Below are 20,032 nucleotides of genomic sequence, written 5' to 3' on the forward strand. Positions count from 1 at the left end.
AATAGATAGACTAAAACTCAAAGTAAAAAGATAGCTATTCTTCTATTTTTTCTTGCTTTGGAGAAATTGTGCAACTGCTTCATGGTGCTCATCCATTTCCCATAAAACCGAACAATTTTCCACTTCTTTTTGAATTCTTTCCTTAAGGTTTGTCTGGTTCCATTTTGAGACTAACGCTTCCTTGTAGCCTCTCAAAACTTGTGGAGAAGTGATGAGGTCATTGGTGATTTTTTCACCTATATCAATACCGTCACCATTACTGTTTAAAACTTCTTGAATAAACCCCAATTTTTCCCCTTCTTCAGCAGAAAATATCTTACTGGACATTAGTAATCTTGAAGCAATGGGTATAGGCATTTTTTCAAAAAGCATACTGGCTCCTCCCCACCCAGTAGTGATACCGAGATTTCCTTGTACAAAACCAAGTTTAACGTCTTTATTTGTTGCCCAACGATAATCGCATGCAGTAGCAATCTCACACCCTCCACCGATTGCAGTACCGTTTAGAATGGCATATGTAGGTAGAGGGAGCACCATAAGAGAGTATAAGATATTAGCCATTTTTGATAGCATGTGATAAGCTTCTTCTTTTGTATATAGGGCATGAAATACCGATAAGTCTCCGCCTGAGCAAAAAGATTTGTTTCCAGCACCTGTAATAATAAGGGCACGTACCGAGGGATCTTTTTTAACAGTTTCAATTACTTCTTGAAGTGTATTCATAACATCATAATCAATTGCGTTTCGGGTATTCGGACGATTGATTTGGAACCAATATATATTATTTTCATCTTTATAAGTAATCACTTTTTGGGTATCCATGATTGTTGTAAGCCACCTTTTATTGTTTGATTTAATTTTATAGGAAGAGAGTGCAGAGGTGAATAAGTTTTTTATTGAAGATCTATTGAAGTAGTTGGGTTCCTTTAGAACTCCCTGTTCCTTTCCGTTCTAGGTGTTCGCTTTCCGCGGGGCGGAGCGGGAGCAACCTCTGCTGCGCCGTGGCCACTGAAAAAGTACATAATTGTAGGTTTTGGTTAAACACCGCTGTTACTATCCGCAAATGGCTTCGCTTTCCGCGGGGCGGTGCGGGAGCCTCCTCGGCTGCGCCGTGGCCACTGAAAAAGTACATAATTTTAGGTTTTGGTTAAACACCGCTGTTACTTTCCGCAAATGGCTTCGCTTTCCGCGGGGCGACCTTGAGCCTCCTCGGGCTATGCCCTGCGGGGTCTCAAGTTTGTCGCTACTCCCCCGCTGGAGTCTACGCCATTTGCTCCAATCCACAGCTAAAATCCACCTAAACTATATGTTTTCAGTTTTTCAGTGGCCTTGCTGCGCCTGCGGGGTCTCCCGTCTACCGCTATCTCCCGCTGGAGTCGATCACCTTCCACTCCAATTCACAGGGGGGAGCACTTTATATGCGATGAATTTCTCTACTTTTTAAATGGAGGAATTTCTACTTATGAAGATCCCTTGAATAGAAAGATTTCACTTTACCTACTAGCTATGGATTTCTATTTCAAATGAGTAACATTCGATTCTAAGTAATAAGTAACCAAGCTGTGAATCGGAACGAAAGGCGGAGACTCCTGCGGGAGATAGTGCTTTGGGTAGACCCCGCAGGCGTTTAGCCGAGGAGGCTTCCCAAGCACTCCGCGGACGCGGAGCCTTTCGTGGAGAGTAACAGCGGTGTTCAAAGAGACCTTTCAAAGTTCCATGTACAAGTGGATGTCTCTTAATAGAAAGGTATTCCTTAACCAACCTATGGATTATTGTTTCAACTGAGCAACATGCGATTCTAAGAATCCCAGCTGTGGATCGATTGAAAGGCGGAGACTCCTTGCAAAGAGATAGTGCTTTAGGAAGACTCCCGCAGGCGTTAGCCGTTAGATAGAATAAACTTCATAATATACTTTTTATTTGTGAAGGCTCAACTTTAAGTGGACAATAAATAAAAAAAGCACAAGGCATGAAGCCTTGTGCTTTTTTTATTATTTATTTACTACTTCTTTTCCTTTGTAGGTACCACATGCTTTACAAATACGGTGTGCTAATTTCATTTCACCGCAGCTTGGGCATTCTACCATACCAGGAACTTGTAGTTTAAAGTGTGTACGACGCTTTCTCTTCACAGTTTTAGACGTTCTTCTAAAAGGTACAGCCATTCTTCCCACCTCCTTAAAACGAGCAACAATCACTTAAGCGATGTTTACTCTTGGTCCTTCTCAAAAAACTTAGCCAGTCCGGCAAGTCGAGGATCAACTTTAGTTGTTTGATCCTTTTCTGAAATGACGTCCCAGTCTTTACCAGACTGAGGTGCAGCCTCTTCCTTATCGGGAGATTCGCTGAATATTTGCATCGGTACTTCAAGAATGATAGCTTCACGAATAATTGGTAATAAGTCGATCACATCTCCCTCGACCATATGCAAAATTTCATCGTCACTTTCGTATTCTGCAGGCTGAAATAAGAATGTTTCAGTTGTTTTAATTGTAAAAGGATAGTCCACATCAACCAAAGTACGTGAACAAGGTAAAACCATGCTACCTTCCACTGTTAAATGAAATGTAACTTTTTTAGAACTTAAATCAGCTCTACCAATTACGTGAACTGGATCAATAGATCGAATTTCACTATTTGTCGTAATATCATTTACATCAACTGTTTCATCGATTTCTAAACCCTTATGTTGTAACTGGTTTAACTCGAATAATGTCCATTTCAACAAAATATTCACCTCAAGGCAACAAAAGTAATTATAGCTTTCACGCGTTTATTTGTCAATATTTTTTCTTTACACTATAATTATAAACATACTCGTTTATTATGAACAAGTATCTTATAAAAAATAGCTGAAAAAATATATAATTTAAATAAGGAGCAAAAAATGAGATCTCTAGGAGTAGTTGTAGAATATAATCCTTTTCATAATGGACATATGTTTCATTTAGAAGAATCCATTAAAATGACAAATGCAGATGTAGTCATTGCTGTAATGAGTGGCCAATTTTTACAGCGCGGAGAACCTGCTCTTGTTTCTAAATGGACGCGTACAAAAATGGCTTTAATAAATGGTGTAGACATTGTTATAGAATTACCTTATGCGTTTGCCACTCAAAAAGCAGAACTGTTTGCAAGTGGAGCTATATCGATTTTGACAGGTTTAAACTGTGAAACAGTCTGCTTTGGAAGCGAACAAGGGAATATTAAAGACTTTGAACGTACCATTAATTTAATGAATGACAAAAAGGAAGAGTATGATACCCTGGTACAATCCTTTAGTCAAGAGGGTAACAGTTTCCCTAAAGCCGCTTCCCTAGCCTTCTCTACCCTTACAAAAGATGTTCATGTATTAGATCTAACAAAACCAAATAATATTCTAGGCTACCACTATGTGAAAGCCATTAAAGAACAACATAGTCCATTACATGCTTTTACGATCGAACGAACAAATGCCGGCTATCACGATCCGGAGTTTAACTCTTCGACCATTGCCAGTGCAACGAGTATTCGGAAAGCTTTATTTGAAAACAACGGGAATATTAATACCGTCGGTCAATATGTCCCAAATGGCACCTATCAGCTTTTATCGCATTATCTTAAAAGCACAGGCGGATTTCATCGTTGGGAAGATTATTTTGATTTGCTTAAATACCGAGTATTGTGTAGCACTGCTTCTGAACTCTCAGAAATTTATGAAGTGGAAGAAGGACTAGAATACAGGTTACAACAATGCATGAAAGAAAGCAAAAATTATGTAGAATTTATGACCAAACTAAAAACCAAACGCTACACCTGGACGAGACTCCAAAGAATGTGCACTCATCTTTTGACGAATACTAACAAAGAAAAGATGCAAAAGGTTTCCCAAAACAAACAAAGCGATTATATCAGACTGCTTGGCATGTCAGAAAAAGGCCAAGCTTATTTAAAACAAACGAAAAAGGATCTTGGTCTTCCATTGGTATCAAAGGTTTCTGCCCTTGAAAGTGAAATGCTTGATATGGATATCCGTGCCACAAACACTTTTGCAATGAAATTCCATGAGCCCGCTCGCAGTGATTGGATGAAATTAGAGTATTCAAAACCGCCAATCCGTTATGATAAAGAAAAACAAAAATTTCAGAACTAAAACCTCCCCATTTAATTATGGGGAGTTCTTTTCGTTTATTTGGGTTCTAATGAGTCCAAATAATTGATGGCATCGTCAAAGGTGTTTATTGGTATAATCTTCATTTTTGTATTTATATCTTCTGCGGCCTTTAAGGCTTCTTCGTAATTAGAGTTTTCTGCACCATTTTCATTTGGAGCAAAGAAGAGATCCACACCCGAATTGTCGGCTGCAACAATTTTTTGTGAGATGCCGCCGATACGTTGCACTTCTCCATCTACATTAATGGCACCTGTTCCGGCAATCTTATATCCTTTGGTTATATCCTCTTCAACTAATTGATTATACACCTCAAGGGAGAACATTAAGCCCGCTGATGGTCCGCCAATTTGGGCTGTATCAATGGTAATTGAAGGATTAGTAGAGATTTCATAATCGGTAAGTAAGCTTATTCCTATACCCGGCGCGCCAGCTTTTTCCGGATGTTCACCAAGTTTAATTTCCGTTGTTTCTTCCCTTTCATTACGATCATATGTTACTTCAATAGTGTCTCCAATTTCCATTTCGCCTACTTTTTCCATAAAAATCTCTGAGGTGGAAGTCTCCTCGCCATTAATATGGGTGATTCTATCGCCAATTGCTAATTTGTTTTCAGCCGGCATTCCTTTAAGAACAGTAAAAACGTAAACTCCTCTTGATAATAGTTCTACTTCCTTACCTGCCTTCTCATAAGCAACTTTAATTGCTGTTTCTTTAGAGTTCTCCATCATATGTAACTGTCTGTAGGAGTATTCTTCATCCGATTCATCTTCACTACGAATTTGATTAATCGGATATATGTTTTGATATTCACTAAACTTTGCGAAAGCATACGTAAATACATTGGCTTTACCCATCTTAACAGTAGTAAGCATGAAGTTACCTGCCCCCTCATTACCACCTTCCACTTCTACTAATGGGCTAAGGTCTTGAGCATCCCCCGGTCTTGTAACATAATAGGGCAAGGTGATGAAATTCAAAACAACTGCAATAATAATCCCAATAATAAGGGAATTTAAATAAAATTTATTCTTCATCCTGCTGTTTCTCCTTCCACTCCTCAATCTTCTTTCGAATTAAGGGAATATATCTTTTTGTTTCTTCTTCCCCTATCCTGATAATTTCCTCAATGTTTGTAAAAGCCCGTGAGCTATAATGTCCAACTGGAGGACGCAGCATGACATCGGCTTCTAATTCACTTTTCTTAACAAGCTCATTTTGCATAATATCAATTGTTTGTAAAATAACATCAAAGATAGAATCAATAGGTTCATTTGTCTTAACATTGGATACGTCTATTGCAATGACAATATCCGCCCCCATGTCTTTTGCAACACTAACGGGAACACGATCTATAACCCCTCCATCAACAAGTAATCGGCCATCAACCTTCTCAGGCACAAATATGCCTGGGATGGAAATGCTAGCTCTAACCGCATCTGCTATTGAACCTTTCGTAAAAACGACTTTTTCCGCTCTCTCTATATCTGTAGCTACGATGGCCAATGGAATGGACAGATCTTCAATATTTTTATTTTGGGTAAACATCCGCAATAAATCCTTGACCCGGTTACCACTGACAAACCCCATTTTAGGAACAGTAAAATCTAAATAATATTTTCTTTTAAAAGCGGTCGCAATTTTATATAGCCGGTCCATCTCATGGCCCATAGCAAAGAAACTACCTACTAATGCACCCATGCTGCTACCTGCTATTAGCTTTATCGGTATTTGTTCTTCTTGTAGTACTTTCAGCACACCAAGATGGGCAAATCCTCTTGCACCCCCGGACCCCAGTGCGACTCCAATTTTCGGTTCTCTCAAGTTATCACCTCAAGCTTGTTAAAGCCATTATCCCTCATTATTAAATCTATTCTTACTTGTTATATTATACGCCAATCTCCTTTTTATCGTGAACAAACCATACAAATTTAAGGGGATTTTTGTTCTAAATCTCTACCTCAACCACGTATATTGAAAGGTAAGATGGACAAACCATTCTATTTGACTAAGGTAATTAATAACATTCTATCAAAAACCTACTCATACTTGTACTAAAAGAAGTCTTCAATTCAAGAGCTCCTTTAGCACTTTAACTATTTTCCAAGTTTAATTAGGAGGCTACATGAGTGAACTACTCAAAGTTAAAAACACTATTCTTTGCATTTATAATATCCCTATTGGCTTTATCGCTTATTCTCAATCCGCGCGCTTCTTTTGAAGCAAGTTTAAGAGGACTTACCATGTGGTGGGAAATCGTCTTCCCGTCCTTATTACCTTTTCTAATTATTAGTGAGCTATTGATAGGCTTTGGGGTAGTTGCTTTTATAGGTGTTTTATTAGAGCCGCTTATGAGACCTCTTTTCCGCGTCCCGGGTGTTGGCGGGTTTGTATGGGCGATGGGAATGGCATCAGGCTATCCATCTGGGGCAAAGTTAACGGTTCGACTTCGCCAAGAAAATCAAATAACTGCTTATGAAGCAGAACGTCTTGTTTCTTTTACAAACTCCTCAAACCCATTATTTATATTTGGTGCAATTGCCGTAGGCTTTTTCCATAATGCCAAGGTAGGAATCATCCTGGCATTAGCTCATTATTTAGGCAATGTATGTGTCGGCTTAGTGATGCGCTTTTACGGACCCTATTATAAAGATAACAAAAAAGAGCAAACCTACAAAGGAGCTAAAAAAGCTTTTTTTCGCAGAGCGTTTAGGCAGCTTCATGAAACTAGAATTAAAAACCATAAGCCTCTTGGCAAGCTTTTAGGAGATGCTGTCCTTTCTTCCGTCCAAACACTATTAATGGTAGGAGGATTTCTAATATTATTTTCCGTACTAAATAGTATGTTATCTCTAATACACTTCACTGCTTTATTAGCTACCCTCGTAAGTATATTTTTTCAATTTTTTCATCTTTCCCCCGAACTAAGTATTCCTTTTATCTCGGGTATATTTGAAATTACTTTAGGAGGTAAATTAACTAGTGAAGTTTTGGATGTATCATTAATGGATCAAATCATCGTTACTAGCTTTTTTCTAGCTTTTAGCGGCTTATCTGTACAAGCACAAGTGGCTAGTATTTTAGCAGAATCAGATATTAAATTTAAACCATTTTTTTTCGCTAGAATCATACATGGTTTTTTTGCTGCTTTAATTACTTTTGTAGCATGGAAACCTCTTGATAGAAGATTGGGCGGAATAGAAAATACAGCAGTCGATCTTCCCGTATTTGCTCCATATATTACTGCTGGCTTCTGGGAACACTCTCTTTTACTACTGAGCAAATACGGACCAGTGTTCACCGTAGGGATGCTTTGGATTTATATAATGATATATTTCAAAAGAAATAACAATGTACGAGTTTAGAATGATACATGAAGTTTAATGTTGGCTTAAAATATTGAAGGAGAATAATCGGAACAGTATTTGAAATGAAGGTTAACGATGTAGCAAAATCAAATCAAGTGAATAGGATAGTGAAGTCTACGATTGCCGATTATTAAAAAAGCATTTTAAAAAACCAGCACATGTAAGCCTTGTGCTGGTTGGTTTCCGTTCTTAAGTTTGCTCTTGAAACTTTTCCTTAAGTGCCTCTTCCACTATAGGAGGTACCAATTCTGAAACGGCTCCATTGTATTTCGCTACCTCTTTAACAATGCTTGAGCTCAAGAAGGAATACTGATTATTGGTCATCATGAAAAGTGTTTCGATACTTTCGTCTAACACTCTATTCATAGAAGTTATTTGCATTTCATATTCAAAGTCCGATACCGCTCGCAAGCCCCTTACAATAGAACTTGCCTTTTTGCTTCTGGCATAATCAATCAATAATCCGTGAAAATCTTCTACTTCCACATTACCAAATTCTCTTGTAACTTCTTTAAGCAGGGATACTCTTTCATCTACTGTAAACAATGGTTTTTTTGATGTATTATTTAATACGCAAACATAAACTTTGTCAAAAACCTTTGACGCTCTTTTAATAATATCCATGTGTCCAAAAGTTACCGGATCAAAGCTTCCCGGACAAACTGCAACAGTAGCCACCTTAATTTCCCCCTTCATCTTTTACCGCAAATCTATAGACTGAGATGACCGTGAGACCGTAATGCTCTTGTTTCGTTCTAGTGAACGTTCCAAGATCTACAGGCAATTCAACTTCTTTGCTGTGTTCAGCCATTATCAAGCCTTCTTTACTCAATAATTGATAATCACTAATTTTATGTATCAGGTCTTCCAGCTGATGCCTTTTATATGGTGGATCGAGTAGAATTAAGTCAAATGCAACCTCACGCTTCTGTAGGGCATTTAAGGCTCTCGCAGCGTCATTACGATAAATTTCTACACTCGACTCCAGGTTAAAGGCTTCTATGTTTTGCTTGATGGTTTGAATTGCTTTTCCATCTTTATCAACAAATATTACTTTATCGATACCACGACTTAGTGCTTCAATCCCCAAGGAGCCACTTCCACCGAAAAGATCTAACGCTAACCCTCCATCGAAGTAAGGACCTATTATGTTAAACACAGATTCTTTCACTTTATCAGTCGTTGGTCGGGTGTTCATGCCTGGAACCGCTTTCAACTGTCTACCTTTTAATTTTCCAGATACTACTCTCATAAATTTCACCACTACTCTATTCTTGTTCTCGACTACCAATATCCTATCATATTCGACATTAATTTCAAAAGCTTTTATTCCAAATAAAACTAATATGCTAATCGGTGTATAGCTTTCCCTAATTTGGTTCATACTTAGCAATAACAACATCTATTCGTGTGATGTTGTTGCCAACCGCGGAGAAGGCTTACGTTTCCCCATAAGTTCTTCCTCCGGTTTCTCCTCTCCCTTTGCCTTCTTAACCTGAAAAAGTTCAGGGGATAGAAGGACCCTGCATGGGTATCCATGCAGGGTTTTTTTGTTACGCACTTTATTTAAATGCGCCACAGCCTATTGTTGAGTGAATCTTAATAAAGGTGTTATTCATATTTTACATATAGGGGATATCTTTACCGACCTCTTCCAAAGCGACTGAATTTGTCTTGGTTAGACATAGGTCCACCCATTCTTGTTTGGTTAGTATTTTTTTGTCCAGGATATAATTTTCAATCTCATCTAAACTTTTTTGTTCTAGCACATTTCCCTCTTCTTCTGTGATAAATCCATTAGATAAAAGGTAAAACAATGCTCCTGAAACAAGAAGGCCATTTAAAGGTAACGGCTTATCTTTAGAAGATTTTCTTTGAAGAAAATGATCGTGAAAGAAAACGATTAACAAAACCACAAGTACACTTATGAATATCCAAAGCATACCCAATCCTCCTTTCAACCTTTCTGTATTGTTCTTCTATTTTTATGCAAGAAGTGTTAAAGTAAAACCGTGATTCTAATTATAGTGTTAGGTTAAATTTGTTTATGAAAAGGAGAAATGAACTTGATTCAACGTTTTATAGAACTTGGTGAAGGCTATTCTGATATATACGAGCTAATGGAATTAGCAAAATACAATAATGAACGTTTACAGCATCTTATAATGTTTCATACTGAAAAAAAGGGCAAAAAGGTTACATCCTTAGCTGCCGTAATGAAACCGACAACTCCTGGTGATTTTCAAGCAATATATATCTGCCTTGAAGGCATTCCAAATCCCCATTATCAACCAAATAAGAGGGTTAAAGCATTTGAAGCACTTGCAGCTTCATTAAAAAAACAAATTATCCAGATGGACATAAAGCCCTCTACTACTTTTGCAGAAAAGGAATTATTCTTTCAGTACATTACAGGCATCCTACGGTTAAACCATTATATTCCAGCACTCAGATAACACGAACCTTATTAAAGGCATTACCCTCAACAAAAAAAGCAGTACACTGTCTAACATAAAAGTTAAACTGTACTGCTTTTATCCTATCGGGATTATAGTCCCATTTTATAATCATACTCTTTGGCTTTATCTGGTCTAGAGTTTTCATAATGAGTCTTAATGGAAGGTTTGTGGGAGACGTCCACCTTCTTCACATAGGATTGCTTATTTAACTTCTCCACCAAAATGCCAGATTCTTCTGCGTCACAATAAAATACAACATATTTTAATTTTTTTGATATATAAATGACATTGCCATAACGTCGCAAAAGCTTGGCTTGTTTTAACGAATGTAACCATACTACAATGCCCTGTCTTTGTGTCAGCATACGTTTTTTACCCCTTTTAATAATTCTAGACTTATTTCTCGCTGTTAGACTACGCAAAAGGCTCAGCTAATCACAGCAGTACAGAAGATTCATCAACACTTCTTTTTAGAAATAGCACTAGAGCTATCGTATATTATTCTTATAGTATTTTCTTTTACAATCCTTTTTACTTATTTTAGCATGGATATGTAGAAGATAACATACATAAACAGCCTAAAATATGTGAAAAATCATATATTACTTGTTTTCTTTACACTCCGCTTTCCCTTTCATATATTAAAACCTGCTAATAAAGGAGGGAGAATTTCTTATGGAGCTTCAGGAGATATGGTCCTCTTTTTTAACAAAATTAAGTCAAAGCGAACTTGTAGAAAGCTGTTATCGCAAGAACATAACCGGCATACCTTTTTTATATGTAAAAGTGAATAAGACCGATGTGTCGGCTTGGGATGATCATGGCTTTTCCATTATTTCGGCTTGTTCAAAACAAGCCATGTTTCAGAAGCGAGTTACCGTTGAAACCAATTTCGTACGTCAGGATGCAACACCACAGTTCGTCTACCGGCACCGCTTTTATGTGCCTCAAGAAAAAATGTTCTGTTGTGGAAATCTTTGTCCGGATTGTATTCGATTAAGAAAGAGAACTTAAAAAAGAGACTAGCAATGTAGTCTCGATAACCTATATTAACTTGCTTTGCAACCACAGCCACCACCAGAGCCGCAGCCACCGCCACAACTCGATAGAGAGTCAAAGAATGGATTTCCGGTCGGAACCTTCACATTCTCCGAAACGGCTTTACCAATCATCACACTAATTTCGTCAAGAGTTTTTTGGATCTCATCCTCTGCCTGTTTGAAGGCATGGATGGATTCCTGCAAATCAACTTTACGTTTTAATTCTCTTGTTTCTAATGTAACTTTACGATAATCCGGGTGATACTTTCCAAAGCGTTGCACTTCATCAAAACGGTCTTTCATATTATGAAAAGCACTTATTAAATCTTGTGCCTCTTTATCTTGTTGAACTTTATTTAAACAACGATGGTAATTTTCAGCTAGCTCTGATTGCCATACCATTTTCGCTAATTCTTCTGCTTTGTCTACTATTTGGACATGCTCAAATGTAGTTATCATCTTAGAATATACCTCCGTTTTCCATCATACCATGTTTTATCACGGAAGTATAATGAAGCATAGAGGATTTATCACTTAACATTCACCTCGAAAGTTTCGGCAATTCCATATTCGGTCTCATCATTGTGAATAAGCTTCATTGTGACACTATGTTTTCCTTTCTCCAGGTCTTTTAGAATAAATGCTCCTTGTGAAAAGACGCCAATCTTTTTATTATTAAGGTAAACATCTAAATGACCTTCTCCGTATTTTTTCTTTTTTCTTTTTTCTGTAAAATGAAAATCAGGAGCTACAATGCATTCGACATAAACTTGCTGATTTTTCGTCCGATGATGAACAGTCATCGTTAATGGCTTTTTTGTAACAGCACTAACCTCTTTCACATAGATCGAAGCCTCTTGATGAGCGGTTGCAACATTAGCTTCTGGTTTTTGCTGATCCTCTTTACAAGCTACTAAAAGCATTAATACTAAACATACAAAGACACATGAAATTTTTTTCATAAAAAAGCTCCTCCCGTTATTTTTGTTTAGTTTGGGAGGATACGGGTGTTTCTATTCTAGATAGTATACAAAAAAAGTGTCTTCGTTCGACATATTGCTGCTTTTAACCTTTAGCAATGGCAGTAGCTAAGTGTAGCTATCGCCATTAAAAAGGAGCCTTCATACATTTAGTCCATATTCTTCATGGTTTGAAACATATGAACCATCATCGATGCCATTTGAACAGAGTCTTGAAATTTTTCCACTTTATGTGGAATGGTTTGTTTGTAGTAATGCATAGAAGAAAGTTCAAAATCATTTAGTTTTTCTGGATTCCTTGTTAGTGTTCTGTACCATATTGGTTGTTCTTTCAAATAGGTTTTTAGTGTTTTTTTCTTTTGAATATAGTCATAAACATCTTTTCTCATATTTGTCATCCGTTCCTAATCTTTTCGAAATGAAAAAGGATTTTTGGCACCTTGAGATGGAGTATTGCCTTTGGACGATCCTGGTATGAATTGTTGCAGAAGTTGTTGGATATTTCCTATTGCAGAATTGACATTCGATATATGATACTGCATCTGATTCGCATCCATATTCTTTAAGGATTGTAAAATTAGAGGAATCACATCAGATTTTTTTTCGGTTGACTCATTTTTATCTTGAGCATTTTCATCCTTGAAAGATTTCCAACTTTCATCCTCTTCACCGAGTAGGTACCACTCTTCAAATATAACCTGCCAAGTTTTCTTCTTATCCCTTACCTCTTGAGCCAATTTTGGATGTTTTTTCACAAATTCCTTAAACTTATCAATACTAGGGTGCTTTTCTTTTGTTGCCATTCTCTCACCTCTTTCCTACATATGCCTAGTGTATTTTATTGAAAGAAATGAAAAAGCGTTCGCCTATTTTTCTTTTCTTTCCAGGACATTCCTTGTTAGAATAAAGATAAACTGTTTTAGAAAGAAGGATTTTGTATGGATTTATCTCACCAATGGACAAGCTTTTTAGAAAATGCAACAGAAGAAGAACAAGAAGTAGCTGCTTTATTCTTAGAGAGTATGAAAAGAAAAAAAACGGGGGAAAACGGAACCCATATTGGCGCTTTAATGGGCGTTACCAGTAAATTTCAAGAACCTAATATTTTAAAGATGACCATTCCCAATACAGAATTACTTCAAAATTCCTTAGAGATATTGCATGGCGGTATAACTGCTACACTACTGGACTCTGCAATGGGGACACTTGCCTTTAAATTAATTCCCGAAGACAAGGCGGCCGTTACGACAGAAATGAAAATTAATTATGTTGCAAAAGGAATAGGAACCCATTTCGATTGTGTCGCAAGTGTTATTCATCAAGGCTCTAAACTTCTCGTCATGGAGGGCAAAGTATACCGTAGTGATCATACTTTAATTGCCCACGCAACAGGCAGCTTCTTTATCATTCCTAAGAAAAGATAGAAAGGAATTCTTTTATATGGTTACAGCAATAGTGATTCCTGCCTTATTAATATATTTTTACTGGATAACAAGAAAAGAATTTGCAAAACAAAGAACCAAATGGAAATCACTTGGCTCAATTAAGCTTGAGGCACGAGTTTCAGGCGAAGTTTGTCATATTGCTACGATAAAGAAACGTTACTTCTATAATTATTTCTTGATGGTCACCACCATAAAATTAAGAGATCAACACCGCTCTTATACTATAGTATGGCAACAACCCTTTACCGAGGCATGGGACCCACCCTCTATACAGAAAGGAGACCATGTTCATATTTATGGAGCATGGAACAAAGATGTATTTTATGCTGGAGAAGTACAAAAGGACACCCCTCATGATTGAGGGGTGTCCTTTATGAAAACGGCTGTGTTAAACGCCTCTGTTGATTTCCGCAAAAGGCTACGCGTTACCATTGGAAGGTGTTGGAGCCTCATCGCACTGCGTCTGTGGAGTCTCCAGCCTACCGCTATCTCCCCGCTGGAGTCTCCATCTTTTGCTCCAATCATCTCTGAGATAGTGTTATTATCAGTACACAACTTTAACAGATCCTTTAAAATAACAAGGCCGCTTACACATTCTTACCAAGTTTCAATAAAGTTTTGTGTGTAATATTTCTCATATACCCCGACGCCTAAGTGCGTAAATCGTTCATTCAGCATTGTTTTACGATGACCTTCACTGTTTAACCAACCTTCGACTGCTGCTATGCCGTCTACATATTTCGCAGCTATATTCTCCCCTGCATAACGAAACGATACGTCTCCCTCCATTAACCGATCGGAGAGGCTTCCAGCAGAAGGGGATGTATGAGAAAAGTAATTTCCTTCTTTCATATCCTTACTATGTAAATATGCTACGGCAGATGTGTCTTCATTCCATTCAACTGATGCTAGGTTAAACCGATTCCTAATAATATTAGTATGATCAATAATTTGCTTGGCCGTACCTTCTTCTACGATTGCCCATTCTTCTTCGGATAACTCTTTCGGTTCAAGCAATGGACCACGATATACTAATTCATAAGGTCTTTGCTTTAAAAGCGTTTCTGCATTTAAATAGCGGACGCTGGAAAGTGTGTTTTCAACATCGTCAAAATAAAGTTGTACAAAGACATCACCAACTGAAATTAACGGCCTAGTTGAAAGCTCTTCTTCTTTTATCTGGAATCTATAAGAACCTTCTTCATACATGACTGTGACTGAATCTGCAAAAGAAAATTCTTCATCAAGATCTTCATAAGTTCTTCCGATTTGGAATGGGAGATTGTCATTCACTGTTCCAGTAGTGAACGCTGTTACCACTACCCCTTTTTCTACTCCAATTTGAACATAATTTTCTGGGTCTTGATTATAAATCCACCATTCGTAATCATAGGCAGATAAATCTTTTCGATTAGGCTCACCGAAGTTTTCGATTACATCATCTGCCGTCTTTCCGATAAAAGTTGAAAGACCTGCCCTTGTATTACTTGATTGAACTTTTGACTGAATAACTGTCTGTTCTTCCTCATTTACCATTTCTACTTTATCGTTGGTTTCATTGCTTATTAATTGTTCAATCTGTTGAGGTTCCACATTAACAAATAAATATAAACAAAATGCTAAAAATAAAAGTATGATAAGTCCTCTCATTATTTGCACCCCTCTCCCCTTTCTATTAATATATTTGCTAGAATTTCTTATAATGCAATTTTTAATAATAATATAATAGATTATTATTTTTTATACCCTATTATGTTCTAATACATACATAAAAAAAAGTATTTAGATTATAGTTTTAAAAATATGACTAAATAGAAAAGCACAAGATATATGTTCTGTTCCTTGTAAGGTGCAAATTTAATTAGAGGTTTAAGAACCGTAAACCACACTCTAGAATCAATTGCGTTGAGAAACATAAAAAAAAACCGCAGTGCAAAGTTTAAGCGCTGCAGTTTTTTCTTTCTGGTTGCTAAGTTTCTGAGATGTCGCTTAAGGCATCTCCAGCACTGTCATCTGAACCCTGATTTACAGCTAAATCACCTAAGGCAAGAATGCCAATCAGGCTTCCATCCTCAACCACAGGCAGCCTTCTGACTTGATGTTTAGCCATTAGATGTGCTGCATCTTCGACAGTAGCATCAGGAGAAATCGTGACAAGATGGTCACTCATCACATTGGTAACCGAATTGGAACCGGCATGTTTTTCCGCTATACCACGTACAACTAGATCTCTGTCTGTAATCATTCCAACTAGCTGATCATTTTCGACGATAGGAATAGCACCTACATTTAAATCTTTCATTTTTATAGCTACTTCATACACATTATCCAACGGAGTACAATACTCTACATTTTGTGTCATTACCTCACGCACAGTTGTCATCTGGTCACCTCGTATTTTTGAACAGGATACGTAGCAGAGAAATTGAATATCTTCTCCAACAGTCTTAGTTTGACCATTTTCTACAAAATAATGACTTTTTTATAAAAAAGGGTTAGGAAAAACCAAGTTACTATAACCTCTTATTGAAAGTTCGCTTCTTTCGTACTATTATTAAATAAGGCATATTTTTTGCTTGATACAATATCTAACTTTTAGAGTCTTCATGGCACCTAATTCCCAAGGGTCAAAGGACGCTAATGTAAGTAGTGATTGAAAAGGAGTGTACATACATGAAAATTGAAAATATTGGAATTGAAAATGAAGTAGTTGAACTAGCACGTTTAACTGATATTATGGAGGACCTTGGTTTTGTTCTCGCTGGGCAATGGGATTATGAAAGAGTAACATTTGATCGCAAGTTTGAAAACAAAGGCGATACATTTTATTTACGTCTTTCTGGCTACACAGTGGAAGGCGACATCGGCGGCTCTCACGCTATGATTAAATTAATGACACCACTTCTCGGAAAACATTATTACCCGCATGGTGTGGAATATGGAGAAGGCGAAAACTTTCCGTCCAATGTAGTAGCTACATCAAAGTCATTATTAGCTCAAGCTAAACAACGAATGGATTTATTAAAATAGTTTTATAAAGGGCTAATTTTGACGCTTCCCCTTCTAACAGGTGCCTAGTAAAAGGCATTGACTCCTGCAAGAAGGAAGCTGTAGGTTGCGAGATCTCACAGGCTAAAGGAAGATATTCCAGCTCTTTATGTCGCAAAGTATAATCTTTTGCGAAAATAAACACAGCCAATATAGTAAAAAAAGGTGAAATTGCTTACGTACCCTAGTACAAGCGTTTCCCTTTTTTTATGGTCAATTTCCCAAAGATGGTTATCTGACTACTTTCTAATAGGTTTTTTTCTTAGGGCTCTTTTCTTAAAGGTTATGCTATAAGCCTGTAAAAAACATTTGAAATTTTATAGGAAAAGAGCGGTTAAATAAATCCTATAACAGATATATTAACTGAGTGAACAGTATACCCGGTTATTAGTTCAATTTCGTCTTTTATCAACTTTTGTAAAATTTTACAATTTTCCGGAATGGAAGTGTTGTATTTTACAGCAACTAATACTTCTAAAGACACAACATTTTCTTTAATGAATTGAATTTTCGCCATTTTGTCCTCTTTGTGAACGATAGACAACGAAACTTTCCCAAATAAACGAGGAGGAATCTGTTCAATGTCGTTTATTTCAGAAACGCAAATAGAAATTATGGTCTGAATTAAAATATTACTCATCCCGACAGAATCACTATTAATTTTCATAAAAGCCTCCTGTATTCTTCACGATCGGTAGGAATGCTACCAGTTTTTTATTGAGGTATATTACAAAACCACCCTGTAAGCAAGGAAAGACTATATATTTATTTCTTTAAATACTATTATTTCAAGAAAATACATACTATAATTAATATAAAAGTACTTTCCCTTTTTAAACTTTCGGCCTATTAGAAAGGAGCCATCCATTGTCAACGCTGTTCACGAAAAAGTTCTTATTCATTCTTATTATAATCACATTAATTTGTATAATAGGATATTTTATATTACCTGTATCAATTCCGATTATTGTCGCATTAATCACTGCTTTCATGCTTGAACCTTTGGTGAGACTATTCCAAGTACGAGCAAATTTCAAAAGAAGCTTATCTGTCTTCATTGTATTTCTGTTGTTTGTCACTTCAATAGGAATTGTAGGCTATTTTATTACAACAAAGGTAATAACCGAAGCAATTAATGTTATAGAAAATGCGCCTTCCTACATAAATGAAATAAACCGAGTATGGCGCGATATACAATTAAACCTGACGAATGCATCTGAAGATCTACCACCTGAAGTAGTTGAGGAAATTAGTAATCAAATTGAGCAATTTCTTTATGACTTACGGATATTCTTAACGGACCTTTTTAATATACAAAATGTAAAAAACCTTTTTACTGATATTCCTAACTATTTAGTAAGTTTTATTGTTTATCTAATTGCGTTATTCTTATTCCTTATCGACATGCCGCGATTAAAGTTAGGAGTATACTCACACTTAAAGGAATCTACAGCAGATAAAGTTAAATTTATGACCTCTAGATTATCCTATGTAGTATTTGGGTTTTTTAAAGCACAGTTTTTAGTTAGTATAGTCATTTTTGTTGTATCTTTCATTGGTTTACTAATAATAGCACCTGAAAAAGCATTAATTATGGCCTTTGTCATTTGGATTATTGACTTTATCCCAATTATCGGTTCCATCGTAATTCTAGGACCATGGGCAATATTTCACTTAATTACCGGTGGGATAGGAATTGGAACGCAGCTTGCTGTTTTGGCAATTGTATTATTAATCATACGTCGGACTGTTGAACCGAAAGTGATGGGAACTCATATTGGTTTATCACCACTGGCAACTCTTATTGCAATGTACCTTGGACTTAAGCTGCTCGGTATACTAGGGTTTATAGTAGGTCCCCTCATTCTCATCGCATTTAATTCTGCCCGAGAAGCAGGTATTATAAAAACAAATTTCAAAATATAAAAGGTGTTTGGATGAAAATCCAAACACCTTTTATTCTTATCTAAGATAAATTTCAACAAAAGATAACTTTAAAAACCTAATATCGCTCGGAACACTGATGTGGTCTCTCCACCTTGATAAATTATATAGAGTAATGAGTATACGGCTACTCCTGTAATTGCGGTAGCAAACCAGATAACACTTGTAATAGGACCCAATTTGCGGTGCTTAGCAAGATTATTCTTATAACCTGTCCAAAGACTTATAATACCCATCACTGCTCCAATTGTTGCTAGTGTAATATGAAAAATTAAAAAGAGAGTGTAATATATTTTAATACTATCAGGACCACCAAAACTGGTATTTCCTACAAAGATAGTTCTAGAAGAATAGATAATGAAAAATATAATCGCAAAAATTGCTGCAACAAACATCGTTTTTTTATGAGCTTCGATTTTCCTTTTACTAATCAAATACCAGCCAATTGCGACAAATATTGCACTTAGTACTATAAAGATAGTACTTATAGTTGGTAAGATAGGGACTGTGTAGCCTTCCATTGTTTTCTCCTCTCAAACGTTCTTCGTTAAATGTTCTTTAGAAAGCTTGCAATAATAATCCTGCATAAGAAAACAGCAACCAAAATTTGTTGCTGTTTTCTCTTTAGATTAATCTACAAGTTTTGGATTCATTTCTTGTGCTTGTGCTAATTCAAGTTCATCATTCTCACGTTCTTTACGTGCCCACTGGAAGAATACATATGCTAGTATACTGCCATACATAACCTCTTGAATGATTTTCATAATAATACCGCCTAGTTGTTGATCTTCAACAAGTGGAAGAGCATTAAACAATTCAGGACCGCCTAGATCCAGCCCAGCCAATGTACCAGCTGGCACACATAACTCTAACGCTGCTAGCCATGCGGTTAATTCTGAGTAAGTAGCATATAGGGGTTCTGTAGCAAAAATGATTAAAGCACATGCAGGTGTCAATAAAATACCATCAGCCATAATATATCCGATTTTCTTTATACCTGACAATCGCTGTTCCTCTGGCAGAGGGTTAACAAGTGGCCACCACATAATGAATGCTGCTAGAAACATTATGGTTGTATAAGCTGTATGAAGAGTCATGTCCACTTTCACAATATCAAATACTACTGGTATATGATATAGCGAAAAGATAGCATTAAATACTACCAGAGCGATAAGAGGTTTGGAGAAAAACCTGAAAACAGGCTTAATTATAGGCATATTTATTACTTTTCGTAAAAGCCATGCAGGCATGCCCATCAATAATAATGGTGGTAACACTAAGTATAGAATAGCCATTTGAGTCATATGGGCACTTAACATTAAATGACTCAGCAAGTCGATAGGCGATCCTTTTACAAGATAGAAAAGAATCAAACTAACGATAAAAAAGGTCCGTTGCTTATTAGATATTTCTTCGGTATCAGAAAAATGCTTGCGGCCATTTCCTGTAATATAGAGATACAAAGAAATTATTATTATCGTTGTGATCAGCATAAAAGGACTCCATAATGCCTGAAATCCAAACATATCAAGGTTGCCTATCATTTATTCACCTCATTTTTAGTAATGCTTGATTGAATCAACTAATGTACATACAAA

The 20,032-nt window shown here is 36.6% G+C and carries 26 protein-coding genes; 8 read left to right on the forward strand and 18 right to left on the reverse strand.

The features are described 5' to 3' along the window. Positions 1-42: 42 nt before the first annotated feature. From K9B36_RS02055 to K9B36_RS02065, 3 genes are all read right to left on the reverse strand, one after another. On the reverse strand, positions 43-822 hold the full coding sequence (locus tag K9B36_RS02055; protein ID WP_223700335.1) for an enoyl-CoA hydratase/isomerase family protein: 780 nt from the start codon (positions 820-822) through the stop codon (positions 43-45). A 1,169-nt stretch (positions 823-1,991) separates the two neighbouring features. After that, positions 1,992-2,165: a 50S ribosomal protein L32 gene (rpmF, locus tag K9B36_RS02060; protein ID WP_223700336.1), complete on the reverse strand. Its 174-nt coding sequence runs from the start codon at positions 2,163-2,165 to the stop codon at positions 1,992-1,994. Positions 2,166-2,209: 44 nt separating this feature from the next. Further along, positions 2,210-2,725: a YceD family protein gene (locus tag K9B36_RS02065; protein WP_223700337.1), complete on the reverse strand. Its 516-nt coding sequence runs from the start codon at positions 2,723-2,725 to the stop codon at positions 2,210-2,212. A gap of 162 nt (positions 2,726-2,887) precedes the next feature. Here K9B36_RS02065 and K9B36_RS02070 point away from each other — a divergent pair, with 162 nt between their 5' ends. Continuing rightward, entirely contained in the window at positions 2,888-4,132 is a 1,245-nt protein-coding gene (locus tag K9B36_RS02070; RefSeq protein ID WP_223700338.1) for a nucleotidyltransferase, read from the forward strand. Positions 4,133-4,167: 35 nt separating this feature from the next. Here K9B36_RS02070 and K9B36_RS02075 read toward each other — a convergent pair whose 3' ends face one another. Both K9B36_RS02075 and K9B36_RS02080 read right to left on the reverse strand, forming a co-directional pair. Next, the gene (locus K9B36_RS02075) at positions 4,168-5,187 is read right to left on the reverse strand and encodes a SepM family pheromone-processing serine protease (protein WP_223700339.1); all 1,020 of its coding nucleotides are present in this window, start codon (positions 5,185-5,187) and stop codon (positions 4,168-4,170) included. Further along, a complete protein-coding gene (locus tag K9B36_RS02080) occupies positions 5,177-5,974 on the reverse strand; it encodes a patatin-like phospholipase family protein (protein ID WP_223700340.1) in 798 nt (265 codons plus the stop codon). The genes K9B36_RS02075 and K9B36_RS02080 overlap by 11 nt, the downstream gene beginning before the upstream one ends. A 305-nt stretch (positions 5,975-6,279) precedes the next feature. On the opposite strand from K9B36_RS02080, the gene ylbJ reads away from it, so the two are divergent. Continuing rightward, entirely contained in the window at positions 6,280-7,515 is a 1,236-nt protein-coding gene (gene ylbJ, locus K9B36_RS02085) for a sporulation integral membrane protein YlbJ (protein ID WP_223700341.1), read from the forward strand. Between the two features lie 192 nt (positions 7,516-7,707). Here ylbJ and coaD read toward each other — a convergent pair whose 3' ends face one another. The 3 genes from coaD to K9B36_RS02100 all read right to left on the reverse strand — a co-directional run bounded on the left by coaD (position 7,708) and on the right by K9B36_RS02100 (position 9,461). Continuing rightward, entirely contained in the window at positions 7,708-8,196 is a 489-nt protein-coding gene (gene coaD, locus K9B36_RS02090; RefSeq protein ID WP_223700342.1) for a pantetheine-phosphate adenylyltransferase, read from the reverse strand. Position 8,197: 1 nt separating this feature from the next. Then, positions 8,198-8,770: a 16S rRNA (guanine(966)-N(2))-methyltransferase RsmD gene (gene rsmD / locus K9B36_RS02095; RefSeq protein WP_223700343.1), complete on the reverse strand. Its 573-nt coding sequence runs from the start codon at positions 8,768-8,770 to the stop codon at positions 8,198-8,200. Between the two features lie 370 nt (positions 8,771-9,140). Beyond that, a complete protein-coding gene (locus K9B36_RS02100; protein WP_223700344.1) occupies positions 9,141-9,461 on the reverse strand; it encodes a hypothetical protein in 321 nt (106 codons plus the stop codon). 123 nt (positions 9,462-9,584) lie between these two features. Here K9B36_RS02100 and K9B36_RS02105 point away from each other — a divergent pair, with 123 nt between their 5' ends. After that, the gene (locus K9B36_RS02105) at positions 9,585-9,974 is read left to right on the forward strand and encodes a DUF7147 family protein (RefSeq protein WP_223700345.1); all 390 of its coding nucleotides are present in this window, start codon (positions 9,585-9,587) and stop codon (positions 9,972-9,974) included. A 92-nt stretch (positions 9,975-10,066) separates the two neighbouring features. Here the strand turns inward: K9B36_RS02105 and K9B36_RS02110 are convergent, their stop codons facing one another. Continuing rightward, on the reverse strand, positions 10,067-10,342 hold the full coding sequence (locus K9B36_RS02110) for a YlbG family protein (protein WP_223700346.1): 276 nt from the start codon (positions 10,340-10,342) through the stop codon (positions 10,067-10,069). A 310-nt stretch (positions 10,343-10,652) separates the two neighbouring features. Between K9B36_RS02110 and K9B36_RS02115 the strand changes: the two genes are divergently transcribed. After that, positions 10,653-10,991: a hypothetical protein gene (locus tag K9B36_RS02115; RefSeq protein ID WP_223700347.1), complete on the forward strand. Its 339-nt coding sequence runs from the start codon at positions 10,653-10,655 to the stop codon at positions 10,989-10,991. Positions 10,992-11,026: 35 nt separating this feature from the next. On the opposite strand, the gene K9B36_RS02120 is transcribed toward K9B36_RS02115, so the two are convergent. The 4 genes from K9B36_RS02120 to ylbD form a co-directional block, all read right to left on the reverse strand. Beyond that, a complete protein-coding gene (locus K9B36_RS02120) occupies positions 11,027-11,476 on the reverse strand; it encodes a YlbF family regulator (RefSeq protein ID WP_223700348.1) in 450 nt (149 codons plus the stop codon). A gap of 71 nt (positions 11,477-11,547) precedes the next feature. Continuing rightward, positions 11,548-11,979 (reverse strand): DUF2846 domain-containing protein, encoded by a 432-nt coding sequence (locus tag K9B36_RS02125; RefSeq protein WP_223700349.1) that lies wholly within the window; start codon positions 11,977-11,979, stop codon positions 11,548-11,550. Between the two features lie 167 nt (positions 11,980-12,146). Then, positions 12,147-12,386 carry a YlbE-like family protein gene (locus tag K9B36_RS02130; protein ID WP_223700350.1) on the reverse strand — a complete coding sequence of 80 codons (240 nt, stop codon included), beginning with the start codon at positions 12,384-12,386 and terminating at the stop codon, positions 12,147-12,149. 15 nt (positions 12,387-12,401) lie between these two features. Next, positions 12,402-12,800, reverse strand: a complete 399-nt coding sequence (gene ylbD, locus K9B36_RS02135; protein ID WP_223700351.1) for a YlbD family protein — start codon at positions 12,798-12,800, stop codon at positions 12,402-12,404. 135 nt (positions 12,801-12,935) lie between these two features. On the opposite strand from ylbD, the gene K9B36_RS02140 reads away from it, so the two are divergent. Both K9B36_RS02140 and K9B36_RS02145 read left to right on the forward strand, forming a co-directional pair. Continuing rightward, entirely contained in the window at positions 12,936-13,421 is a 486-nt protein-coding gene (locus K9B36_RS02140) for a PaaI family thioesterase (RefSeq protein WP_223700352.1), read from the forward strand. 16 nt (positions 13,422-13,437) lie between these two features. Next, positions 13,438-13,803 (forward strand): hypothetical protein, encoded by a 366-nt coding sequence (locus K9B36_RS02145; RefSeq protein WP_223700353.1) that lies wholly within the window; start codon positions 13,438-13,440, stop codon positions 13,801-13,803. A gap of 236 nt (positions 13,804-14,039) precedes the next feature. On the opposite strand, the gene K9B36_RS02150 is transcribed toward K9B36_RS02145, so the two are convergent. Continuing rightward, a complete protein-coding gene (locus tag K9B36_RS02150; protein ID WP_223700354.1) occupies positions 14,040-15,092 on the reverse strand; it encodes a CAP domain-containing protein in 1,053 nt (350 codons plus the stop codon). 319 nt (positions 15,093-15,411) lie between these two features. Continuing rightward, the gene (locus K9B36_RS02155) at positions 15,412-15,825 is read right to left on the reverse strand and encodes a CBS domain-containing protein (RefSeq protein ID WP_223700355.1); all 414 of its coding nucleotides are present in this window, start codon (positions 15,823-15,825) and stop codon (positions 15,412-15,414) included. Between the two features lie 290 nt (positions 15,826-16,115). On the opposite strand from K9B36_RS02155, the gene K9B36_RS02160 reads away from it, so the two are divergent. Beyond that, complete coding sequence (locus tag K9B36_RS02160; RefSeq protein ID WP_223700356.1) at positions 16,116-16,472, forward strand: YugN family protein; 357 nt, start codon at positions 16,116-16,118, stop codon at positions 16,470-16,472. A 352-nt stretch (positions 16,473-16,824) separates the two neighbouring features. Here the strand turns inward: K9B36_RS02160 and K9B36_RS02165 are convergent, their stop codons facing one another. Next, on the reverse strand, positions 16,825-17,157 hold the full coding sequence (locus tag K9B36_RS02165; protein ID WP_223700357.1) for an Asp23/Gls24 family envelope stress response protein: 333 nt from the start codon (positions 17,155-17,157) through the stop codon (positions 16,825-16,827). Positions 17,158-17,357: 200 nt separating this feature from the next. Between K9B36_RS02165 and ytvI the strand changes: the two genes are divergently transcribed. After that, positions 17,358-18,416: a sporulation integral membrane protein YtvI gene (ytvI, locus tag K9B36_RS02170; protein ID WP_223700358.1), complete on the forward strand. Its 1,059-nt coding sequence runs from the start codon at positions 17,358-17,360 to the stop codon at positions 18,414-18,416. A gap of 68 nt (positions 18,417-18,484) precedes the next feature. On the opposite strand, the gene K9B36_RS02175 is transcribed toward ytvI, so the two are convergent. Both K9B36_RS02175 and ctaG read right to left on the reverse strand, forming a co-directional pair. Further along, positions 18,485-18,955, reverse strand: coding sequence for a DUF420 domain-containing protein (locus K9B36_RS02175; RefSeq protein ID WP_223700359.1), 471 nt, complete (start codon positions 18,953-18,955; stop codon positions 18,485-18,487). Between the two features lie 108 nt (positions 18,956-19,063). Continuing rightward, on the reverse strand, positions 19,064-19,978 hold the full coding sequence (gene ctaG, locus K9B36_RS02180; RefSeq protein ID WP_223700360.1) for a cytochrome c oxidase assembly factor CtaG: 915 nt from the start codon (positions 19,976-19,978) through the stop codon (positions 19,064-19,066). Between the last annotated feature and the right edge of the window lie 54 nt (positions 19,979-20,032).

It is taken from the genome of Sutcliffiella deserti (assembly GCF_020037475.1).
Lineage (GTDB): Bacteria > Bacillota > Bacilli > Bacillales > Bacillaceae_I > Sutcliffiella_A > Sutcliffiella_A deserti.